15 protein-coding genes, 2 tRNA genes and 1 riboswitch are annotated in these 20,911 nt (G+C 72.8%); of the genes, 7 read left to right on the top strand and 10 right to left on the bottom strand.

All coding sequences use genetic code 11. The features are described from left to right. Positions 1-40 precede the first annotated feature (40 nt). Positions 41-2,125, bottom strand: a complete 2,085-nt coding sequence (locus DN051_RS20955; protein WP_053763342.1) for an asparagine synthase-related protein — start codon at positions 2,123-2,125, stop codon at positions 41-43. Positions 2,126-2,838: 713 nt separating this feature from the next. On the opposite strand from DN051_RS20955, the gene DN051_RS20950 reads away from it, so the two are divergent. The 4 genes from DN051_RS20950 (at position 2,839) to DN051_RS20935 (ending at position 8,104) form a co-directional block, all read left to right on the top strand. Continuing rightward, positions 2,839-4,263, top strand: a complete 1,425-nt coding sequence (locus DN051_RS20950; protein WP_053763343.1) for an NsdA family TPR-like regulatory protein — start codon at positions 2,839-2,841, stop codon at positions 4,261-4,263. A gap of 194 nt (positions 4,264-4,457) precedes the next feature. Then, entirely contained in the window at positions 4,458-5,714 is a 1,257-nt protein-coding gene (gene lhgO / locus DN051_RS20945; protein WP_425471662.1) for an L-2-hydroxyglutarate oxidase, read from the top strand. A 13-nt stretch (positions 5,715-5,727) separates the two neighbouring features. After that, a complete protein-coding gene (gene trmB, locus DN051_RS20940; RefSeq protein WP_079001917.1) occupies positions 5,728-6,606 on the top strand; it encodes a tRNA (guanosine(46)-N7)-methyltransferase TrmB in 879 nt (292 codons plus the stop codon). 49 nt (positions 6,607-6,655) lie between these two features. Next, complete coding sequence (locus tag DN051_RS20935) at positions 6,656-8,104, top strand: PrsW family intramembrane metalloprotease (RefSeq protein WP_112439285.1); 1,449 nt, start codon at positions 6,656-6,658, stop codon at positions 8,102-8,104. 55 nt (positions 8,105-8,159) lie between these two features. Here DN051_RS20935 and DN051_RS20930 read toward each other — a convergent pair whose 3' ends face one another. From DN051_RS20930 to DN051_RS20910, 5 genes are all read right to left on the bottom strand, one after another. Further along, positions 8,160-9,104, bottom strand: a complete 945-nt coding sequence (locus DN051_RS20930) for an aldo/keto reductase (protein ID WP_112442362.1) — start codon at positions 9,102-9,104, stop codon at positions 8,160-8,162. Between the two features lie 120 nt (positions 9,105-9,224). Beyond that, a complete protein-coding gene (locus DN051_RS20925; protein ID WP_053763346.1) occupies positions 9,225-10,262 on the bottom strand; it encodes a M23 family metallopeptidase in 1,038 nt (345 codons plus the stop codon). Between the two features lie 11 nt (positions 10,263-10,273). Next, a riboswitch (cyclic di-AMP (ydaO/yuaA leader) is annotated at positions 10,274-10,432 on the bottom strand. Positions 10,433-10,767: 335 nt separating this feature from the next. Beyond that, a tRNA-Met gene (locus tag DN051_RS20920) sits at positions 10,768-10,841 on the bottom strand. A 190-nt stretch (positions 10,842-11,031) separates the two neighbouring features. After that, a complete protein-coding gene (locus DN051_RS20915) occupies positions 11,032-11,682 on the bottom strand; it encodes a GTP cyclohydrolase II (protein ID WP_053763347.1) in 651 nt (216 codons plus the stop codon). A 126-nt stretch (positions 11,683-11,808) separates the two neighbouring features. Next, positions 11,809-12,324 (bottom strand): MarR family winged helix-turn-helix transcriptional regulator, encoded by a 516-nt coding sequence (locus DN051_RS20910; protein ID WP_053763348.1) that lies wholly within the window; start codon positions 12,322-12,324, stop codon positions 11,809-11,811. 63 nt (positions 12,325-12,387) lie between these two features. Between DN051_RS20910 and DN051_RS20905 the strand changes: the two genes are divergently transcribed. Next, on the top strand, positions 12,388-13,524 hold the full coding sequence (locus DN051_RS20905; RefSeq protein WP_112442360.1) for a dihydrofolate reductase family protein: 1,137 nt from the start codon (positions 12,388-12,390) through the stop codon (positions 13,522-13,524). 152 nt (positions 13,525-13,676) lie between these two features. On the opposite strand, the gene DN051_RS20900 is transcribed toward DN051_RS20905, so the two are convergent. From DN051_RS20900 to DN051_RS20885, 4 genes are all read right to left on the bottom strand, one after another. Then, positions 13,677-13,749 (bottom strand) — tRNA-Lys (locus tag DN051_RS20900). Positions 13,750-13,847: 98 nt separating this feature from the next. Then, positions 13,848-15,386, bottom strand: a complete 1,539-nt coding sequence (locus tag DN051_RS20895; RefSeq protein WP_112439284.1) for an amino acid permease — start codon at positions 15,384-15,386, stop codon at positions 13,848-13,850. A 338-nt stretch (positions 15,387-15,724) separates the two neighbouring features. Further along, positions 15,725-17,908 carry a DEAD/DEAH box helicase gene (locus DN051_RS20890; RefSeq protein WP_112439283.1) on the bottom strand — a complete coding sequence of 728 codons (2,184 nt, stop codon included), beginning with the start codon at positions 17,906-17,908 and terminating at the stop codon, positions 15,725-15,727. Between the two features lie 231 nt (positions 17,909-18,139). Beyond that, entirely contained in the window at positions 18,140-18,679 is a 540-nt protein-coding gene (locus DN051_RS20885; protein WP_112439282.1) for a hypothetical protein, read from the bottom strand. Positions 18,680-18,847: 168 nt separating this feature from the next. Here DN051_RS20885 and DN051_RS20880 point away from each other — a divergent pair, with 168 nt between their 5' ends. Together DN051_RS20880 and DN051_RS20875 are read left to right on the top strand one after the other, a co-directional pair. Next, positions 18,848-19,198 (top strand): metallopeptidase family protein, encoded by a 351-nt coding sequence (locus tag DN051_RS20880; protein WP_053763351.1) that lies wholly within the window; start codon positions 18,848-18,850, stop codon positions 19,196-19,198. Between the two features lie 144 nt (positions 19,199-19,342). Continuing rightward, the gene (locus DN051_RS20875; RefSeq protein ID WP_112439281.1) at positions 19,343-20,905 is read left to right on the top strand and encodes a metallophosphoesterase family protein; all 1,563 of its coding nucleotides are present in this window, start codon (positions 19,343-19,345) and stop codon (positions 20,903-20,905) included. The last annotated feature ends 6 nt before the right edge of the window (positions 20,906-20,911 follow it).

Raw genomic sequence — 20,911 nt, 5'->3', positions numbered from 1 at the left:
GGAACGGGCCGTACGGAACGGCTCGTGCGGAAAGGGCCGTTCAGGTGCCTGAGGCCAGCGCTCCGCGGCGGGGTGTGATGCCCGCCGGTACGGCACGCGCGCGTGCGGGTGTGCCCGTCCAGCAGGTGCCGCGCCGGGCGAGCAGCCGGCGCAGCCACAGTTCCAGGGACACCAGGTCCGCGAGCCCGTCCAGCGGCAGCGGGTCGCCGTGCGCCGCGGCACGCAGCGCCTTGCGGACCACCCGGGCCTCGACCAGTCCGGCCTCCGCGAGCAGCGGCGTGTCGAAGAGGGTCAGCACGGAGTCCACGGACGATCGCAGGCCCACCCGGGCGGCGGCCGCCGCCGGCACGTGCGAGGGAGCGCCCCAGCCGGGCGGGAGGTCGGCGACACCGGCGCCCTTGAGGACCGTGCGCAGGATCGAGGCGCGTGCCCCGGGCTGGACGCGCAGTGCCTCGGGCAGCGTGCGGCAGGCGCGGACGACCTGGTTGTCGAGGAAGGGCGCGTGCAGGCGCTGGAAGCGGATCTCCGCGGCCTGCTCCAGCACACGGACGTCGGCCGCCGCGCGGGCCAGGGCGCCCCGGGCGCGGAAGTCGCCGGGCCGCTGTCCGGGCCCGACTCCGGAGCGGTGCGTCGCCCCCTGCAAGCGAATCGATACTTCAGCCAGCGCCTCTCCGGTCAGCCACCGGGCCGCCGGACCCGGTCTCGCCCAGGTCAGCGCCGCGAGGGACGCGCCCACGGCCCCCTCGGGCTCCTCGAAGCGCCGCTGGAGCAGCCGCTCGGCCAGGCTCTCCAGGCCCGTGCGGTAGGGCGTCCGGGCGAGTCGGCGCGCTGCGGCGTACACCCGTGCCGGGACCATCACCGAGCCGTCGGCCTTGGCCAGTGCGGCCACCGGCCGTACGAGGTGCCGCCGCTGCCGGTCCATCAGCAGGTCGGCCAGGCGCGCCGGGTGCGCGTCGAGCACCTGCCGGGCGCCGTAGCCGGTCAGGTGGTCCGCGCTGCCCGCGGCGAGCCGGGTGCGGTGCCGTACCGCCGTGACCAGGCTCGGGCCGGGTTCGTCCGTGAGCGGGCCGTCCAGGTCGGCGTACGGCAGGGTCTCCTCGTCGCCGGTCACCACCACGTGGTGCAGCCGCGGGTTGGCCGCCAGGGTGCCCGCCCGCTCCACCTCGGACTCCCGGCCGCCGACCGCCAGGTCGTTGAAGGTGACCGCCAGCAGGCGCTCACCCGCGCCGGTGCCGTGCCCGAGCACCGTGCCCGGCATCCCCGGCAGCCCCGCGGCCAGCAGCGCCAGGGTCCCGGACGCGGGCCCGCCCGACAGGTCCGCACCGATGCCGGGGACCGGCGTCCCGCGCGCGGCACGCCGCTCGGCCGGCCCCATGCCGGGGACCGGCCCGGGGTCGATGTCGGCGCCGGGGACGTGCCGGGGCGCGGCGAGACGGGCCCGGACGGCGTCGACCAGGGCGTCGCGCACGGCGTCGACCGCGCTGTCGGGGTCGGCGGGCGGCGCCGCGACCGCGAGGGAGGCGACGGGTTCGTAGCCGGCGATCTCGCGCGACCCGGCCCGCAGGATCAGCGCGTGCCCCGGCGGAACGCGCAGAACGCCGTCGTACGGGGTGGAGTCGTGCAGGGCGGCGGGTACGTCGGGGGCGGCCAGCAGGGCCGCGAGATGGCCGAAGTCGAGGTTGGCCTCGATGAGGTCGGCCAGGGGCAGCGCGGCGGTGGCGTACGCCGTGCCGCCCGCCCAGGGCGTGTGGAACACGGGGCGGGCGCCCGCCAGGTCACCGCAGACCGTGATCCGCCGTCCGGCCTGGACGACCGCCGTGTAGCTGCCGGGCCAGGCGGTCAGATGCCGCAGTGCGCCGCCGCGCGCGGTGAACAGCCCGAGCCGCAGCTCCTCGTCCGACGCCCCGCAGGTGCCGAGCACCGCGATCCGCGTCCGGGCGTCGGCCGTCACGATGCGCACCTCGTCGGGGCGCCAGTCGCCGACCGCCCACAGGGGATCCGGGTCGCCCCACAGGAGTTGGGAGCCGACCGGGTGCAGGGTCTCGCCGTCGTATCCGGTGGCTCCCGCGGAGCCGATGCCCGCGGCCCCCGCGGCGGTGCTGCTCCATCCCACCAACCACCGCATCGACGCCTCCACAGGCTGGGGACCATATGTGCACCGTACGAACCGGTTCCCCATGCTGCCACGAAGGGCGCGCCCCGGAGCGGCGGCGGTACCGCTTGTGATCCCCGAAATGCGCCCCGAGCGCCGGCCCGTGCGACCCCGTGGATCACGCGAAAGGCTTCAACGCCCGTCTGACACAAAGGTGACGGCGACGCGAATGCGCCCCCGATACGCTCCCCGAAAAGCCCCAACGCGCCCTCAAACTCCATGGTGGACGCGGTAATCACACCCGGAGGAGGGAGTCGGTTTTCGGCCAATTCGCTGCTGCGGTACGTCGATCACACCCGCTGCGCGCACGCTCCGTACAGGCTCTGCGCACCACTCGGCCGACGCACGGCCCGGGAGGCGGAGTTCGCCCCCCGGACCGGTCCGCCGCCCGCGGGGATTGAGGCGGCGGTGTCCCCCAGCCCACTGGTCCCAGTACAGCGGGCCGACCCACGCAGAGCCATGGAACCGCTTTCGGGTTGGCCGGAGTAGAGCGCACGCACAGGCGCACGGCCACACACCGGGAGCACGCCGCAACAGTGCGTACCGGGACCGTACTTCCGTACGGACCACAATCCCGCCATCCGGAAGAATGCCCCTTAACGCTTGGGATGCGGCGAACTACGCTGGGTTTACGAATGCCGCGTGGTTATGCCAGCGCGGCAGCCGTCTGTGTCGAGGGGTGGCGCATGTCCAGGGAGCAACGCGGGCCGAACGAAAAGCTCGGCGCCGTTCTCGCCCTCGCGGGAATCAGCAACGCAGGTCTCGCACGACGCGTCAACGACCTGGGCGCGCAACGCGGGTTGACACTTCGGTACGACAAGACGTCGGTGGCGCGCTGGGTGTCGAAGGGCATGGTGCCGCAGGGTGCCGCGCCCCACCTCATCGCGGCCGCGATCGGGCAGAAGCTCGGCCGCCCGGTGCCGCTGCACGAGATAGGGCTGGCGGACGCCGATCCCGCGCCGGAGGTGGGTCTCGCGTTCCCCAGAGACGTCTCGCAGGCGGTCCGGTCGGCGACGGAGCTGTACCGTCTCGACCTCGCCGGCCGCCGGGCCGGCACCGGCGGCATCTGGCAGTCGCTCGCCGGCTCCTTCGCCGTGAGCGCCTACGCGACGCCGGCCTCACGCTGGCTGATAACCCCGGCCGACAGCTCGGTCGCGCGCGAGGCGAACCCCGCCGAGGGCTCCGGCGCACCGCTCAAAGTCGGCCACTCCGATGTGCAGAAGCTGCGGGAGGCGGCCGAGGACGCCAGGCGCTGGGACTCCAAGTACGGGGGCGGCGACTGGCGTTCTTCGATGGTGCCCGAGTGCCTGCGGGTGGAGGCGGCGCCCCTGCTGCTCGGCTCCTACTCCGACGAGGTCGGCCGCGCCCTGTTCGGCGCGTCCGCCGAACTCACCCGCCTCGCCGGGTGGATGGCCTTCGACACCGGCCAGCAGGAGGCCGCCCAGCGCTACTACATCCAGGCCCTGCGCCTGGCCCGCGCGGCGGCCGACGTCCCCCTCGGGGGGTACGTCCTGGCGTCCATGTCCCTCCAGGCCACCTACCGGGGCTTCGGCGACGAGGGCGTCGACCTCGCCCAGGCCGCCCTGGAGCGCAACCGGGGGCTGGCCACGGCCCGCACCATGAGCTTCTTCCGGCTCGTCGAGGCACGCGCCCACGCACGCGCGGGTGACGCCCAGGCGGCCGGCGCGGCCCTGAAGGCCGCCGAGGGCTGGCTGGAGCGGTCCCGCGACGGCGACAGCGACCCGGTCTGGCTCGGCTTCTACTCCTACGACCGGTTCGCGGCCGACGCCGCCGAGTGCTACCGCGACCTGAAGGCGCCCCGCCAGGTCCGCCGCTTCACGGAGCAGGCCCTGTCGAAACCGACGGAGGAGTTCGTCCGCTCGCACGGGCTGCGCCTGGTCGTCTCCGCGGTCGCCGAACTGGAGTCCGGGAACCTGGACGCGGCCTGTGAGCAGGGCGTACGGGCGGTCGAGGTCGCCGGACGCATCTCCTCCGCCCGCACCACGGAGTACGTCAAGGACCTCCTGCACCGGCTGGAGCCGTACGGCGACGAGCCACGCGTGGTGGAGCTGCGCGAGCGCGCACGGCCGCTGCTCATGGCTCCCGCGTAGGGGCCCGCCCTCCGGGGCGGCGCCGGGTGGTGGGCCGCGGCCCACGCACGGCGGGACGGACGGGGGTGGGAGGCTTCGCACAGCGGGTCCCTGGCGGTGGCTGGGCCGGCCGGTGCGCGCGGGTGGCTGCGCACGGCGGGTTTGAGCACGTTGTCAGAGGCGCAGTGCACTATCGAAGCCGGGAGGTGGAGCAGGTGCGGAAGATCGCCTACGACTGCGACGTGCTCGTGATCGGCGGGGGAATCGTCGGTCTGTCGACGGCGTATGCGATCACGCGTGCCGCGCCGGGCACCCGGGTCACGGTGCTGGAGAAGGAACCCGGTCCGGCCCGCCACCAGACAGGGCGCAACAGCGGCGTGATCCACAGCGGGATCTACTACCGCCCCGGCTCGCTGAAGGCCCGGTTCGCGGTGCGGGGCGCGGCCGAGCTGGTGAAGTTCTGCGCCGAGTACGACATCGCGCACGCGGTCACCGGCAAGCTGATCGTCGCGACGGAGCGCGAGGAGCTGCCCCGCCTGCACTCACTGGTGCAGCGTGGCCGGGAGAACGGCATTCCGGTACGAGAGCTGGTCACCGCGCAGATCGCGGAGTACGAGCCGGAGGTGCGCGGACTGGCGGCCATACACGTCGGGACGACCGGCATCTGCGACTTCGTCGGCGTGGCGCGGCGCCTGGCCGAGGCGTCCGGGGCGGAGATCCGGTACGGGGCGCGCGTGCTGCGCATCGACCGGCGCGCGAGCCTGGGCGTCGCCGCGCTGACCGCGGACGGATCGGTCGTACGCGGCAGGGTGCTGGTGAACTGCGCCGGGCTGTACTGCGACGAGGTCGCACGCATGACCGGCGACGACCCGGAGATGCGGATCATCCCCTTCCGGGGCGAGTACTACGAGCTGGCGCGGCCCGAGCTGGTGCGGGGCCTGGTCTATCCGGTGCCGGATCCGGCGTTCCCGTTCCTCGGGGTGCATCTCACCCGAGGGATCGACGGGGGTGTGCACGTCGGGCCCAACGCGGTGCCGGCCCTGGCCCGCGAGGGGTACGCGTGGGGGGTGGTCCGGCCCGGGGAGACACGGCTGGCGCTGACCTGGCCGGGATCGTGGCGGATGGCGCGCCGGCACTGGCGGTACGGGGGCGGGGAGGTGCGGCGCTCGCTGTCGAGGAAGGCGTTCACCCGGGCGGTGCGCGGGCTGCTGCCCGCGGTGACGGAGAACGATCTCGTGCCGGCCGCGTCCGGGGTCCGGGCCCAGGCGGTCCTCCGCGACGGGACGCTGGTGGACGACTTCCTGATCCGGGAGGGTGACCGGGCCGTGCACGTCCTCAACGCGCCCTCCCCCGCCGCGACCGCGTCCCTCCCGATCGGCCGGGAGGTGGCCCGCCGGGCACTGACCGTGCTGAGCGGGGTACCTGACCGGGGTGGTGACGCGGCAGGCCGACCTCGCCGCCGAAACCCGTAAAATCGACCCCACTGTGTCTGAGTTCCTTAACACCCCCGAAGCCCCCCACGCCCCCGGCGCCTCGATCCGGCATACGCGGGACAAGGGGGAGCCGCGGTTTCCGAACGGGCCCAAGGCGGATCCCGCCGGGTCCCACTTCGAGCGGCGCATCCGCAGTTTCCAGCCGCGCCGGAGCCGGGTGACCGCGGGGCAGGCCGACGCCCTCCAGCGGCTCTGGGCCGACCGGGGCCTGGACATCGACGGACAGCTGACCCTCGACCTGGCGGAGCTGTTCGGCAACACCAACCCCGTCGTGCTGGAGATCGGCTTCGGCATGGGCGAGGCCACCGCGCGGATGGCCGCCGCCGACCCGGACACCAACGTCCTCGCCGTGGACGTCCACACCCCCGGCCAGGGCAACCTCCTGAACCTCGCCGACCACATGGGCCTCACCAATGTCCGCGTGGGCAACGGCGACGCGATCATCCTGCTGCGCGAGATGCTCACCCCCGACTCCCTGGGCGGGCTGCGCGTCTACTTCCCCGACCCCTGGCCCAAGAAGCGCCACCACAAGCGGCGTCTGATCCAGCCCGAGTTCCTGACGCTGGCAGCGACCCGGCTGAAGCCGGGAGCGCTCGTGCACTGCGCGACCGACTGGGAGCCGTACGCCGAGCAGATGCTCGAAGTACTCGGCGCGCACCCCGGCTTCGAGAACACCGTGCCCGACGGCGGTTTCGCGCCCCGTCCCGCCTTCCGGCCGCTGACCCGTTTCGAGGGCCAGGGACTGGACAAGGGTCATGTGGTGAACGACCTGCTGTTCCGCCGCGTACAGCACGGGCAGCACGGGCATCACACCGAAGAACACCGGGAGCACGACCAGCGGGACAACGACCAGTCCTCCACCGGCGCCTGAGCGCCCGCACTCTCGCGGGTGGCGCCCCTGCCTCGTTAGGGTCGATGCCGTGGCCACCAGTTCCCCGTACCCGACCCATCCCGGCGTCCCCGTCGGCGGCGGGCTGCGGCACGCGCACTGGTGGCGCCGCCGATGGGTGCGCTACGGCGCGCTGATCACGCTGCTGGCGCTGTCCGGCCTCGTCATACTCGCCCTGGTCCGGGAACAGACCGGCACCGAGGGGTTCCTGGTCGGGCTCGGCCTCGCGGTCCTGCCCGTGCCGCTGCTCATAGCCGCCTTCCGCTGGCTGGACCGGGTCGATCCGGGCCCCTGGCGGAACCTGCTGTTCGCCTTCGCCTGGGGCGCGTGCGCGGCGGCGCTGATAGCGATCATCGCCAACAGCTTCGCCACCAGATGGATCGCCACGGCGACCGCTGATCCGGCGAGCGCGGACACCCTCGGCGCCACCGTGATAGCCCCGGTCGTCGAGGAGTCCGCGAAGGCCGCCGCCGTCCTGCTGCTGTTCCTGTTCCGCCGCCGGGACTTCACCGGCATCGTCGACGGCGTGGTGCTCGCCGGGGTCACCGCGACCGGGTTCGCGTTCACCGAGAACATCCTCTACCTCGGCACGGCCTTCGGCACCGACCAGCTGACCGGCGGCAGCGGGATCGCCTCCGTCACCGCGGCGACGTTCTTCGTCCGCATCGTGATGTCGCCCTTCGCGCACCCCCTGTTCACCGTGCTCACCGGCATCGGCTTCGGCCTCGCCGCCCTCGCCGGGCAGCGTCAGTACCTGCGGCGGGTGCTGCTGCCGCTGTCCGGGCTGCTGCTCGCGATGGGCATGCACGCCTTCTGGAACGGCTCGGCGACCTTCGGCGACTACGGGTTCCTCGCGGTGTACGGCGGGTTCATGGTGCCCACGTTCGGGCTGTTGACCTGGCTGGCGATCTGGACGCGGCAGCGAGAGCTGCGCACGGTGCGCGAGGAACTGCCGGCCTACGTCGTCGCCGGCTGGCTGTCCCCGGCCGAGCCGTTCGCCCTCGGCTCGATGCACGCGCGCCGCGTGGCCCGCCAGTACGCCGGACGCCATCTGGGCAAGGCGTCCGCGCGCACCGTGGCGCAGTACGAGGCGTACGCGACGTCGCTGGCCTTCCTGCGGCACCAGGGGCGCCGGGGGCGGGCCCGCGCGGACTTCGCCGCCCGGGAGGGCGAGCTGCTGCGGGAGTTGTGGAACCGGCGTGAGGTGGCGCGGCCGGCCCTGGAGTACGCGGCGCGGATCACCGCGCCGCCGGTGCCGGTGGCCGCGCCGTACTGGCCGATGCAGGGGTGGGCGGCGCCTGCCCACGGCCCGGCGGCGGCACCGCACCCCGGACACCACCCGCACCCCGGACACCAGGCACACCCCGGACACCAGGCACACCACCCGCACCCGGGGCAACACGCACACCCCGGGCAACACCCGTACCCCACGTACCCGTCGTATCCCGCGCAACCGGCTTACAACCCGTACCGGCCGTGACCCGTACGCCACCGGCACCCGCGTGTCACGCACGCGCGCCCGAGGTGTCCGCGGGTCAGGCCGCGGCCTCGGTCAGCCGGTGCAGCTCCGCCTCCGTCAGCCGCAGTTCCGCCACTGCCAGCAGCGCCGGCAGTTGTCCGGCCGTCCTCGCGGAGGCGATGGGCGCGGCGACCGTCGGCCGGGACGCCAGCCAGGCCAGGGCGACCGTCGCCGGCCGGGTGTCGTGGGCGGCGGCGATCTCGTCCAGGGCGGTCAGGACACGCCGACCGCGCTCGGTCCGAAGGTGCTTCCCGGCGCCCGCCGCCCGCGGGCTGTCGACCGCCGTGCCGGGACGGTACTTGCCGGTGAGGAAGCCCGCCGCGAGCCCGTAGTACGGCACAGCGGCCAGTCCGCCCTGCGCGGCGACGTCCAGCAGCGCGCCCTCGTAGGTCTCGCGGGAGACGAGGTTGTAGTGCGGCTGGAGCGCCACGTAGCGCGCCAGGCCCTCGCGTTCGGAGAAGTCCAGGGACGCCTTCAGCCGCTCGGGCGAGATGTTGGAGGCGGCGATGTGGCGCACCTTGCCGGCCGCCACCAGTTCGTCCAGGGCGCCGATGATCTCCTCTACCGGCACCTCGGGCTTGTCGAAGTGGGTGTAGTAGAGGTCGATGTGATCGGTGCCGAGACGGCGCAGCGAGGCGTCCGCGGCGGCCTTGATGGTGCCGGCGGTCAGGCCCTGGTACTCGGGGTGCTGGCTGACCTTGGTCGCGATCACGACGTCCGACCGGTTGCCGCGCGCCCTGAGCCAGTTGCCGATGATCGTCTCGGACTCGCCGCCCCGGTTGCCCGTGACCCAGGCCGAGTAGGAGTCGGCGGTGTCGAGGAAATTGCCGCCGGCCGCCGCGTAGGCGTCGAGCACGGCGAAGGACTGCGCCTCGTCGGCGGTCCAGCCGAAGACGTTTCCGCCCAGTGCGAGCGGAAAGACGTTCAGATCGGTGCTGCCGAGCGGGCGGAGAGAAGTCATGGACGTCATGGACAAGGTCAACTCCCGCCCCGGTGGCGGCTGTTCCGCATGCGCCGGGACCGGCAGCCCTGACGTCGGGGGGTTGTCGTCAGGACCGCCGGGGTTCGCGGAGAGCCGCTGTCAGGGGGTGAGTCCCTTGCTGCGCAGCCAGGCCAGGGGGTCGATGCCGCCGTCCGCGCCGCCGGAGTGGACCTCGAGGTGCAGGTGGGCCCCGGTGACGTTGCCGGTGGCGCCCACCCGGCCGATGACCTCGCCCGTGGTGACCTTCTGGCCGACGCTGACGCTGATGGAGGACTGGTGGGCGTACCAGATCTCGGTGCCGTCATCGAGGGTGAGCACGGTCTTGTAGCCGTACGACCCGTTCCAGCCGGCCTCGGTGATGGTGCCGCTGTGCACGGCCTTGAGCGGCGTGCCCGTGGGCGCGGCGAAGTCGAGTCCGGTGTGGTAGCCGGAGGACCACAGGGAGCCGGCCTGACCGAAGGTCGAGGTGAGGGTGTACGAGGAGGTGGGCAGCGTGTACTGCTTGGCCAGCGCGGCGAGGCGCTCGGCCTCGGCCTTCTCGCGGGCCTCCTCCTCCGCCGCGGCCTTCTCGGCGGCGGCCTTGGCCGCGGCCTCCTTCTCGGCCTTCTCGGCGGCTTCGGCGGCGGCCTTCTGCGCGGCGGCCACGGCCTTGGCGGCGGCCTTGGCGTCCACCTGGTCCTGCTGCTGTTCCGCCTGGGCGATGATCCGGGCGCGCAGCGCCTCGCCGGCGTCGGTGGTGCCCTCGGCGGTTTGCTCGGTGGTGATGCCGATGCCGCTGAGCGGGGCGGCGCTCTCGGGGGTGCCCTTGTCCGAGTCGTCGGAGATCAGCGAGCCCACGGCCGGGAGGTCGGGCATCGATATCGCCACCGGCGGCTTGCCGGTCTGCGCGGTGGCCATGCCGCCCGCGCCGACCGCGGCGATGACGCCGACGCCGAGAACCGTGGAGCTGCGGGCGAGCCCACCGCCACGCTGCTTGGAGACGCGGTGCCGGCCACGTACGGGGCGAACGGTCTCCGCGGTGGGATTCCATTCCTCCCAGGGGCCCTCGTCGGTGCGCTGACCCCCGTAGACGATGGTGTCGCCAGAACTCTGGGTCGGCGCGAAGGGGGCTTCTGGGGCAGGCCGGTTGGACGCCACGTGGGCGTACTCCTTTCCTTCCTTCTCGCCTACCGGGTTAGCTGACGGGTTCGGAGCAGGAAGGTCTCCTACGCGCGTAAATCAGCCAGCCGATATCGGCGACTTACGCCCGATTCACCCCATGTTCGGTGGTTCCCCGGTTCCCTTGCGGGATTCGGCGCGTGCGCACGGAGCCGCCTCTTGTGACGGCTGGGACGACCGCGCTGCGTTATCGGACGTTAATAGAACCGGGGCCTGATTTCCAAGCGGTTCCACTTGATCATTAACGAATTCCAGGTGGACGTACGGTGTCATGAGTGGAGAAAATCGGGCGAGTTGACCACCGACTGCGCGGAATACCTGATCTGACCGTGTGTCAGTTGTTATGCGGAGGGCGTTCGCCCGGTCACATGCCGTGACAGCGGGGATCGACTCGGATCGAATGTGTGCCGAGTGCGCCCGCGAGAAAATGCGGAAAAAACTTGAGGCCGGAATCCAAAACTGGATTCCGGCCTCAAGCCTTCAGTAGCGGGGACAGGATTTGAACCTGCGACCTCTGGGTTATGAGCCCAGCGAGCTACCGAGCTGCTCCACCCCGCGTCGTTGTGACTCCAGTGTACGTCATGTTCGGGACCGAAAGTGACACGCTGCCCCTCCGGGGGTCCCGACCGGCGATTTCGCCCCCCGCAGCGGGGCGGAGAGCGGGCTGCGCAGGGGAGCGGGCCGGGCGCGGCGCGGGCCCGTGGGCGCACGGCGGCCGGCGGAGCCCGGCCGCCGCCGCGAGGTCCGCTCAGCCCGCGTTGAGGTCCGAGAACTCCGTCAACCGGGCGATCGGCAGGGTGTGTTGCGTCTGGAGCACCTTGGCGCGCAGGTAGCGGACGTTGTGGGCGGTGGTGAAGACCCCGGTGGGGATCCGGTCGCGGACCGCGACGCCCAGTCCGCGCAGCTGCTCGGCCTTGTCGGGGTTGTTGGTGAGCAGGTCCAGTTCCGTGATCGACAGGGCGTTCAGCATCTGGGCCGCCGCCGTGTAGTCGCGGGCGTCCTCCGGGAAGCCGAGCGCGGTGTTGGCCGCGTAGGTGTCCAGGCCCTGGTCCTGGAGGGCGTACGCGTCGAGCTTGTTGTAGAGGCCGATGCCGCGGCCCTCCTGGCGGAGGTACAGCAGGACGCCGCCGCGGGTCGCGATGCGCTCGACCGCCTCGCGCAGCTGCGGTCCGCAGTCGCAGCGGGCCGAGCCGAAGACGTCGCCGGTCAGGCACTCGGAGTGCAGCCGGACCAGGGGTACGGCGCCGGGCTCCGGGGCGCCGAGGACGACGGCGAGGTGCTCCTGGCCGTCGGCCAGACCGTGGAAGGTGACCAGTTCGGCGTCGACGCCGTAGCCGTCCTGGAAGCGCAGCGGCACCCGGACGCGGGCGCGCGGCGTGGCGGCGGGAAGGTCGGGCATGCGGGTCTCCGATTCCGTCCAGGCTGCTTCAATTTTGAAGCAGCCTCTTCGATCAAGGACCCTACTCCATGCTTGAACTTTGAAGCAACGAGTTTGCGGGGATCCCCGGCGGCCGCGTGACGCGGGTCACGTGCAGGAGGTCGACGAGCGGCGCAGCCACGGGACATCGGTGGGGGCGCAGCGCGCGTCGTCGCCCTGGAGGGCCTGTGTGACGCTCAGGAAGATCTCCTCCAGCTGGCCCACCTGCTGCGCTGTGAGGCGGTCGAACAGCAGGGCGCGCACCGTCTCCACATGACCGGGAGCCGCCCGCTCCAGCACCGCCACCCCCTCGTCCGTCAGGGCCGCGACACTGCCCCGCTTGTCCGACGGACAGCCCTCGCGCCGCACCAGGCCGTCCTTCTCCAGCCGGGCGACCGCGTATGTCAGCCGGCTGCGGGTGATCTTCAGCCGTTCGGCCAGGTCGGTCATGCGCAGCCGGTGCTCCGCGGCGTCGGAGAGGTTCGCGAGGATGGAGTAGTAAAGGTGAGGCATGCCGGCCTCCTGCTGGAGCTGCCGGTCGAGCGCGTCCTCCAGCAGGAGGGTGGCCGCCATGTACGCGCGCCAGGCGCGCTGCTCCTCGGGGGTGAGCCAGCGAGTCGTCATGCCGCCAGTGTAGTTTTGCTTAAAACTTGAACCAAGCCCGCCGTCTCCCAGATGGGTGCGCCGATGCCCTTCCCCCACGTCCTGCTGTCCGCCGCCGTCTCGCTGGACGGCTACCTGGACGACACCGGCCCCGAGCGCCTGCTGCTCTCCGGCCCGGCCGATTTCGACCGGGTCGACGAGGTACGGGCGTCCGTCGACGCCATCCTGGTGGGCGCGGGCACGATCCGGGCCGACAACCCCCGGCTGCTGGTCAACTCGGCGGAACGCCGCGCCGGCCGGGTGGCCGCCGGGAAGCCTCCGTATCCGCTGAAGGTCACGGTCAGCGGCTCGGGGGACCTGGACCCGGCCGCCAAGTTCTGGCACACGGGCGGGGACAAGGTCGTCTACACGACGGAGGACGGCGCCCGTCGGCTGAAGGCCTCGGACCTCGCCGCGGACGTCGTACCGCTCGGACCCGAACTCGACTGGCGCGCCCTGCTCACCCATCTGCACGACGTGCGCGGCGTACGGCGGCTGATGGTCGAGGGCGGCGGGACCGTCCACACCCAGCTGCTGCGCCAGGGGCTCGCCGACGAGCTGCAACTGGTCCTCGCCCCGCTGTTCGTCGGTGCCCCGGACGCGCCCCGGCTGTTCGGACCCGGCCCGTACCAGGGCGGACGGCTGCGCCTGCTGGAGAGCCGGACCATCGGCGACGTCGTGCTCATGCGCTACGAGCCGACCGCGCCCGGCGTCGGCGGGACGGCGTCGGCGGCCGACCGGCACTGGCTGGCGCTCGCCTGCGAGCTGGCCGCGCTGTGCCCGCCGTCGCGGACCGCGTTCAGCGTCGGGGCGGTGGTGGTCGCGCAGGACGGGACCGAGCTCGCACGGGGGTATTCGCGCGAGGGCGGGGATCCGCTGGCGCACGCGGAGGAGGCGGCGCTGGCGAAGATCGCCCCCGGGGACCCGCGGCTGGCCGGCGCCACCGTCTACAGCAGCCTGGAGCCCTGTGCGCAACGCGCCTCCCGCCCGCGTCCGTGCGCGCAGCTGATCCTCGACGCGGGAGTACGGCGGGTGGTGACGGCCTGGCGCGAGCCGGACACCTTCGTCGCCGGGGCGGACGGCAGCGGCGTGCTGGCCCGCGCGGGTGCCGACGTGGTGGTGCTGCCGGAGTACGCGGCGGCGGCGAAGGCGCCGAACGAGCACTTGGCGGAACGGGGTTGAGCGCCGGGCCGGGAGCCCGGGTGGAGTCGGGGCCGTGCCGGGGAGAGGGAGGGGCCGGTCCCGGGGGGCGAAACACGTGCGCCCGAGCCGGCCTGGGCCGACTCGGGCGCCGCTCGGCAGGCCGGGGGGCATGCCCCGCTTCCCGCCACCGGTAGGCCCTGTGGGACTCGAACCCACAACCAATGGATTAAAAGTCCACTGCTCTGCCAATTGAGCTAAGGGCCCAGGCGATGTTGCCTCCCCGAGCATAGCCGGACGAGGCCGTGTCGCCGATCGGGTATCCGGGACACGGCCCCGTCGAGGCGGGCCGGAGCCACCGGAACCTAGGGATCGACTGGTTCGACCGCCCCCGCGCGCGCCGTCTCACGCGCGAGGGTGCGCTCGTGTGCCGGGTTCAGGAACCAGTGCCGCGCCGACGCCAGCCACCAGGTCGCGGCGAAGCCGAGGACGACGAGGACCGCGACCGGGGCGTAGTTGAAGGTCTCCCAGGTCACCGGGGAGACCTGCGGCAGCATGAACAGGACCGTGATCACGCCGACCCAGCCGACCGCCACCACCCCGACCGCGGTCGACCACCGGCCCAGGTGCCACGGCCCCCGCTCGAACGCCTCCCCCTTCCGCAGCCGCAGCAGCGTCGGGACGACGTAGGCGATGTAAAGGCCGATCACGGCGATCGAGGTCACCGCCGCGTACGCGGTGACGTTGATCAGGTAGGGCAGGCCGAGGACGAGCGCGCCGAGGGCCGCCAGCCACACCGCCGCGACCGGGGTGCGGGTGCGCGGGCTGACGGTGTGCCACACGCGGGAGAACGGCAGGGCGCCGTCCCGCGAGAAGGCGTAGATCATGCGGCTGTTGGCGGTCACCGAGGCCATCCCGCAGAACAGCTGCGCGCCGATCACCACCAGCAGGAGCAGCTTGCCGGTGGTCGCGCCGAGCGCGTCGAGCAGGATCTGCGCGGGCGGCGCGCCGGTCGGCGAGGTGCGGGCGCCCTCGTACGACTGGATGGCGAAGGTGAAGCCCAGCAGGAGGACGAAACCGGCTATCCAGGACGTCCAGATGGAGCGGACGATGCCCTTGGGGCCCGCCGTCGAGGCGTCGTGGGTCTCCTCCGTCATATGGGCGGAGGCGTCGTAGCCGGTGAAGGTGTACTGGGCCATCAGCAGGCCCAGCAGCACCACGTACAGCCCGCTGCCCCAACCGGTGTGGTTGACGAACTCGCCGAAGACGAACGACGCCGACCGGTGGTCGTCCGGCACGAAGGTCAGCGCTCCGACGATCACGGCGACACCCAGTACGTGCCACCACACGCTGACGCTGTTGAGCAGCGCGACGATCCGCACGCCGAAGGTGTTCAGCAGACCGTGCAGGATCAGGATCCCGGCGAAGAGCAGGATCGTCCGGCCGGGGGTGACCTCCCAGCCGAACTGGAGGTTCAGATACGCGCCGAGGAAGGACGCCGCGCCGAAGTCGATACCGGCCGTCACCGCCACCTGGCCGAGCACGTTGAACCAGCCCGTGAACCAGGCCCACGCGGCGGCCGACCGCGCGGGCGCCAGCCGGTGGGCCCAGAAGTACAGGCCCGCGGAGGTCGGGTAGGCGGAGCAGATCTCGGCCATCGCCAGGCCGACGAACAGCGTCATCAGACCGACGACGACCCAGCCCCAGGTGATGACCGCCGGCCCGCCCGTGTTCATGCCGAACAGGTACAGGGTCAGACAGCCCGACAGGACCGAGATGATCGTGAAGGAGACGGCGTAGTTGGCGAACGCCGACATACGGCGGGCCAGGACCTGCTGATAGCCGAGCTGGGCGAGCCGTTCCTCGTCCGTCGGCGGCGCACTGTGCGTGGCGTCGTTTGTCATGCCCCCAGCGATTCCCTCGCCGGGGGTATGACATGCGTCACAATGCGGCCGGAAATTGCCGTCCGTGCACGGCCGTCAGAACTGGCCCTCGCATCCCAGGTCGGCGGTACCGTCCGGCATCCCGTCCGCGCCGGTGCGGTCGTGGCGGACCGGGTGCCTGTCGAGCGGGCGGGCCGAGCCGCACTGTCTCGGATGCCCCCGGCCCTCCCCCGGCCGCCGCATCCCCTCGAAAGTCGGCTGATCTTGCGGTCGTTCGCAGACAGAGCCCATGGAAAAGCGCCGTGGCCCCCACCGGATCGGGTGGGGGCCACGGCGCTTCGGTTCAGAACCGGCCGGCGTCAGCCGTTGCGCTTCCAGCGCGGCTTGTCGTCGCGGCGGCCGACGGAGCCGGAGCCGCCCCGGTGGTCGTCACGGCGGCCGTACGGGCGGTCGTGGCCGGAGCGGAAGCCCGGACGGTCGCCCTGGCGGTCGCGGTTGAACGGGCGGTCGCTGCCGCGGTGGCCGCCACGGTCGTCACGGCGCTCGAAGGAACGCGGCGCGCGGTCGTCCCGGCGGAAACCACCGCGGTCGCCGTCACGGCGCTCGAAGGTACGGCCGGAGCTGTCCCCGTCACGGCGGTCGTCGCGGCGGAAACCACCACGGTCACCGTCACGACGGTCGTCACGACGCTCGAAGGTACGGCCACCGCGGTCACCGTCGCGGCGGTCGTCACGACGGAAACCACCACGGTCACCGTCACGACGCTCGAAGGAACGACCACCACGGTCACCGTCACGACGGTCGTCACGACGCTCGAACGAACGGCCACCGCGGTCACCGTCACGACGGTCGTCCCGGCGGAAACCACCACGGTCACCGTCACGACGCTCGAAGGAACGACCACCACGGTCACCGTCACGACGGTCGTCACGACGCTCGAACGAACGGCCACCGCGGTCACCGTCACGACGGTCGTCCCGGCGGAAACCACCACGGTCGCCGTCACGACGCTCGCGGCGCTCGTACGAGGACGGCGCGAAGCCCTCCGTGCGCTCGGTGCGCTCGGCCTCCGCCGCCGTCGGCTGCTCCGGCACGGACACCTCGACCACGGCCTCGGCCTGGGCCTCGGCGACCGCCGCCTCGGGGTCCTCGCCCCGCTCGCGCGCGACCCGGGCGACCAGCCGGTCGGCCTCCTCGCGAAGTTCCGTCGCCCGGCGCTGCGCCCGCTCCAGCTGCTTGGTGAGCTGGGAGACCTCGCGCTCGGCCTGCTGAGCCGCGTTGCCCGCGGACTCGGCCTGCACCTCGGTCATCGACCGGGCACCGGTGATCTCGGCGACCTCGGGCTCGAAGGCGCCACCGCCCTGGATGATGTGGCGCGAGGCGTCGACGCCCGCGTCCTCCATCAGCCGGAAGATCTGGCGCCGCTGGTGCGGCAGCGCGAGGGAGACGACCGTGCCGGTGCGGCCGGCGCGGGCCGTACGGCCGGCGCGGTGCAGGTAGTCCTTGTGGTCGCCGGCCGGGTCGACGTTCAGCACCAGGTCGATGCCGTCGACGTGGATGCCGCGCGCGGCGACGTCGGTGGCGACCAGGACGTTGACGTACCCGTCCTTGAAGTCCGCCAGCGTCCGGGTGCGCGCGCCCTGCGTCATGCCGCCGTGCAGCGCCTCGGCCTTGGCGCCCGAGTCGCGCAGTTGCTCGGCGACGCGGTCGGCGCCCAGCTGGGTGCGGACGAAGATGATGGTGCGGCCCTTGCGGGAGGCGATCGCGGCGGTGACCGGCGCCTTGTCCTTGGGCTTCACGACCAGGATGTGATGCGACATGGTCGTCACCGCGCCCTGCGCCGCGTCCACCTCGTGCGAGACGGGCTCGTTCAGGTAGCGGTCGACGAGGGTCTGGATCTCGTTCTCCATCGTCGCGGAGAACAGCATCCGCTGACCGCCCGCCGGGACCTGGTCCAGCAGCTCGGTGACCTCGGGCAGGAAGCCCAGGTCGGACATCTGGTCGGCCTCGTCGAGAACCGTGATGCGCACGTCCTCCAGCGAGCAGGCGCCGCGGTTGATGATGTCGCGCAGCCGGCCCGGGGTGGCGACGAGGATGTCGACACCGCGCTCGAGGGCGTAGATCTGGTTGCCCATCGACGTGCCGCCGCAGACGACCTTCATCTTCAGGCCGAGGACGTCGCCGTAGGGCTGGAGCGCGTCGGCGACCTGCATGGCCAGCTCACGCGTCGGGGTGAGGATGACGGCCCGCGGACGCTTCCGCTCGGTGTGACCGCCGGCCAGCGTGGCCAGGGTCGGCAGGCCGAAGGAGAGGGTCTTTCCGGAGCCGGTGCGACCGCGCCCCAGGATGTCCTTCCCGGTCAGGGCGTCCGGGATGGTCGCGGCCTGGATCGGGAAGGGGGTGGTCACGCCGTTCTGTGCGAGCTTGCGCACGATGCCCTCGGGCAGGCCCAGGTCGGCGAAGGTGACCTCGGGGGTCGCCTCGACGGCGTCATCGGCCTCGTTCTCGGGCAGCACGGCGTGATCGGCAGTGGAAATGGACATACGTATGCGAAACCTTCCGGAGTCTCGTCGGCACGCGCCCGTCAACTCCGTGATTCGCACACGACCGCCTCAATGCGGTCCGCCACGGCAAGGGAGAGTACGCGCCACACGGCGCGCTCTGCGTTGGCGCCGGGCAAATGGGATCAAACGATCTACCACCATACGCACCCACCGCCCCTGAAGGCAAACCGGCCGCAAACCCGCAGGCCGCGGCCCCGGCGACGCGTCCGCCTACACCGGCGCGCCCGCCTGCGGTGCGGGCTCCCGCTCCACCAGCTGCGGACCCGTCTCCTCGTGGGCCGACGAGGACGGTTCGGCGGCCGTCGGCTCCGGGGAGACCGGGGGCTCCGGTGACGGCGGGGGCGGCTCCGGAGGCGGAGTGGACCGGGTGGGCGTCGGTTCGGGCTGCGGCGGGCCGGGATCCCCGGGCTTGACGGTCCGGCCGGGCCCGGACGGCGCCGATACCGGCCCGCTCGGCCCGGAGGTGGCCGCCGACCCGGACGGGGACGGGGACTCGCCCGGCTTGCCCTCGCGGTCCCCGTTCGCGTCCTTGCCGCGCCCGTGCCGGGCGCCGTCCGCCGCGCCGCCGTACCCGGCGCCGCCACCGGGCCCCGCCGGCCCGCCGTCGGGGGCCTCACCGCCCCGCTGCCCCGCCGAGTGCGACGGCTCGGCCCCGCTTCCGCCGTCGTCGCCCACGCTCACACAGCCGGCGGCAGCCACGACGGCCACGACGGCGGCGGCCAGGCGGACGGGTACGTACAAGGGGCGCACGGGCAGCCACCTCCGGGGTGGGTGAAGAAGTCGACCTGCCCAACTCCCGCCGCCCGCAAGAGGACACGCGCCCCGCGGACCCCGACCGGGGGCGCCGCCGGCGCGTCGTGGAGCGGGTCGTGCCGGTGAGTTCTCCCACACCGCGCTCCCGTCCCCGACAATGGCCGTGTGCTGGAGATGACTCGTGACGCGTTCGAAGAACTGGTGAGTGAGGCCCTGGACCGGATCCCGCCCGAGCTGACGCGGGTCATGGACAACGTGGCCGTCTTCGTGGAGGACGAACCCCCCGCGGACGACCCCGAGCTGCTGGGCCTCTACGAGGGGACCCCGCTGACGGAGCGCGGCGAGTGGTACGCCGGGGTCCTGCCGGACCGGATCAGCATCTACATGGGCCCGACCCTGCGGTACTGCGAGACACGTGAGGACGTGGTGCACGAGGTGGCCGTGACCGTCGTCCACGAGGTCGCGCACCACTTCGGCATCGAGGACGAACGCCTCCACGAACTGGGCTGGGGCTGATCCCCGCCTCCACGCGCCTCCCCCGCCTTCCTTCACCTCCCCCGTCTTCCGGCGGGGGAGGACGCCGCACCCCGCTGGACCGGCCGACCGGCCGACCGGCCGACAGCGGGCATATCCGCCGTCGGGCATGGGCATACGGGATCAATGGCCCGCGTCCCAGCCGCAGTCCTGAACACGTTCACGCGTATCCGAAGGACCCGCCGCCCCCGTCCGCATTCCGGCGTCGAGCTTGACCCCCGGCCCCGCCCCTGGGCCCGCGCCCTGGGGCTGACGGCGGTCGTGCTGGTGGGCGCGTGGCTCGGGCTGCTGATCGTCGGCAATGTGCGCGCCCCGGTCGGCCCGATGGACACGACGATGACCCTGCGGCCGTCCCTCACCGGCGGCACGAAGATCAACGTCTCCCCGCTGGGCGCCCTCCACCTGGACAGCCACATCGCCCCCGTCCGCCTGGACGTGAACGTCGACCAACTCGACCCGGAGCGCTCCCGCGCCCTGGTCGACCACCCGGAACGGCTGTCCGGGCTCCAGGACGAGGTCGCCCGGGACGTCGGGCACGGCACCCTCGACCTCGCCGTCCGCTCCGGGGTGGCCGTGGTCTCCGGGGCCACCGCCCTCGGCCTCGCCGTCTACCGCCGCCCCCGCCGGGCCCTGGCCGCCGGCAGCCTCGCCCTCGCCCTGCTGGCGGCCTCCGGGGCGACCGCGTACGTCACCTGGAACCCCAAGTCGGTCCTGGAGCCGAGGTTCTCCGGCCTGCTCTCCTCGGCGCCCTCCCTGGTCGGCGACGCCCGCAGCATCGTCACCGAATTCGACGTCTACCAGAAGGAGTTGGCCCGCCTGGTCACCAACGTGACCAAGCTCTACGACGCCACCTCCACGCTCCCCGCCTACCGTCCGGACCCGACGACCATCCGCGTCCTGCACGTCTCCGACATCCACCTCAACCCGGCGAGCTGGAAGATCATCGCCTCGCTGGTCGAGCAGTACGAGGTGAACGTGATCGTCGACTCCGGCGACACGATGGACCACGGCACGGCGGCCGAGAACGGCTTCCTGGACCCCGTCGAGGACCTCGGCGCCCCGTACGTCTGGGTCCGCGGCAACCACGATTCCCTCACCACCCAGCGCTACCTGGAGGACCTGAAGAACGTGCACGTCCTCGACGACGGCCGGGCCAGGACGATCGCCGGCCTGCGCTTCGCGGGCATCGGCGACCCCCAGTTCACCCCCGACCGCAGCGCCCGGACCGGTGCCGAGGCCTCCCAGGAGCTGGCCGGCGCCCGGCTGGCCTCGGCCCTGCGCGACCAGCGGTCCGCCGGCACGCCCGTGGACGTCGCCGTCGCCCACGAGCCGTCGGCGGCCCGGCAGACCGACGGCGAGGTGCCGCTCGTACTGGCCGGCCACCTGCACCACCAGGAGATGGAGGTCCTGCGGTACGGCACCCGGCTGCGCATCGAGGGCTCGACCGGCGGCAGCGGACTGCGCGCCGTGGAGGGCCGGGACCCGGACCCGATCGAGGCATCGATCCTCTACTTCGACCGGGACACCCGGCGCCTCCAGGCCTGGGACTCGATCAGGCTCGGCGGCCTGGGACTGACCACGGCGGAGGTCAGCCGCCACCTGGTGGCGGAGAACGAACCGGGGGCCACGCGGTCGCCGACCCCGTCACCCACGCGGCCCCCCGCCACGTCTCCCACGGCGTCCCCGTAATCGTTT

This window comes from Streptomyces cadmiisoli, from assembly GCF_003261055.1.
Classification (GTDB): Bacteria; Actinomycetota; Actinomycetes; order Streptomycetales; family Streptomycetaceae; genus Streptomyces; species Streptomyces cadmiisoli.
This window is presented reverse-complemented; position numbering and strand designations above follow the sequence as displayed.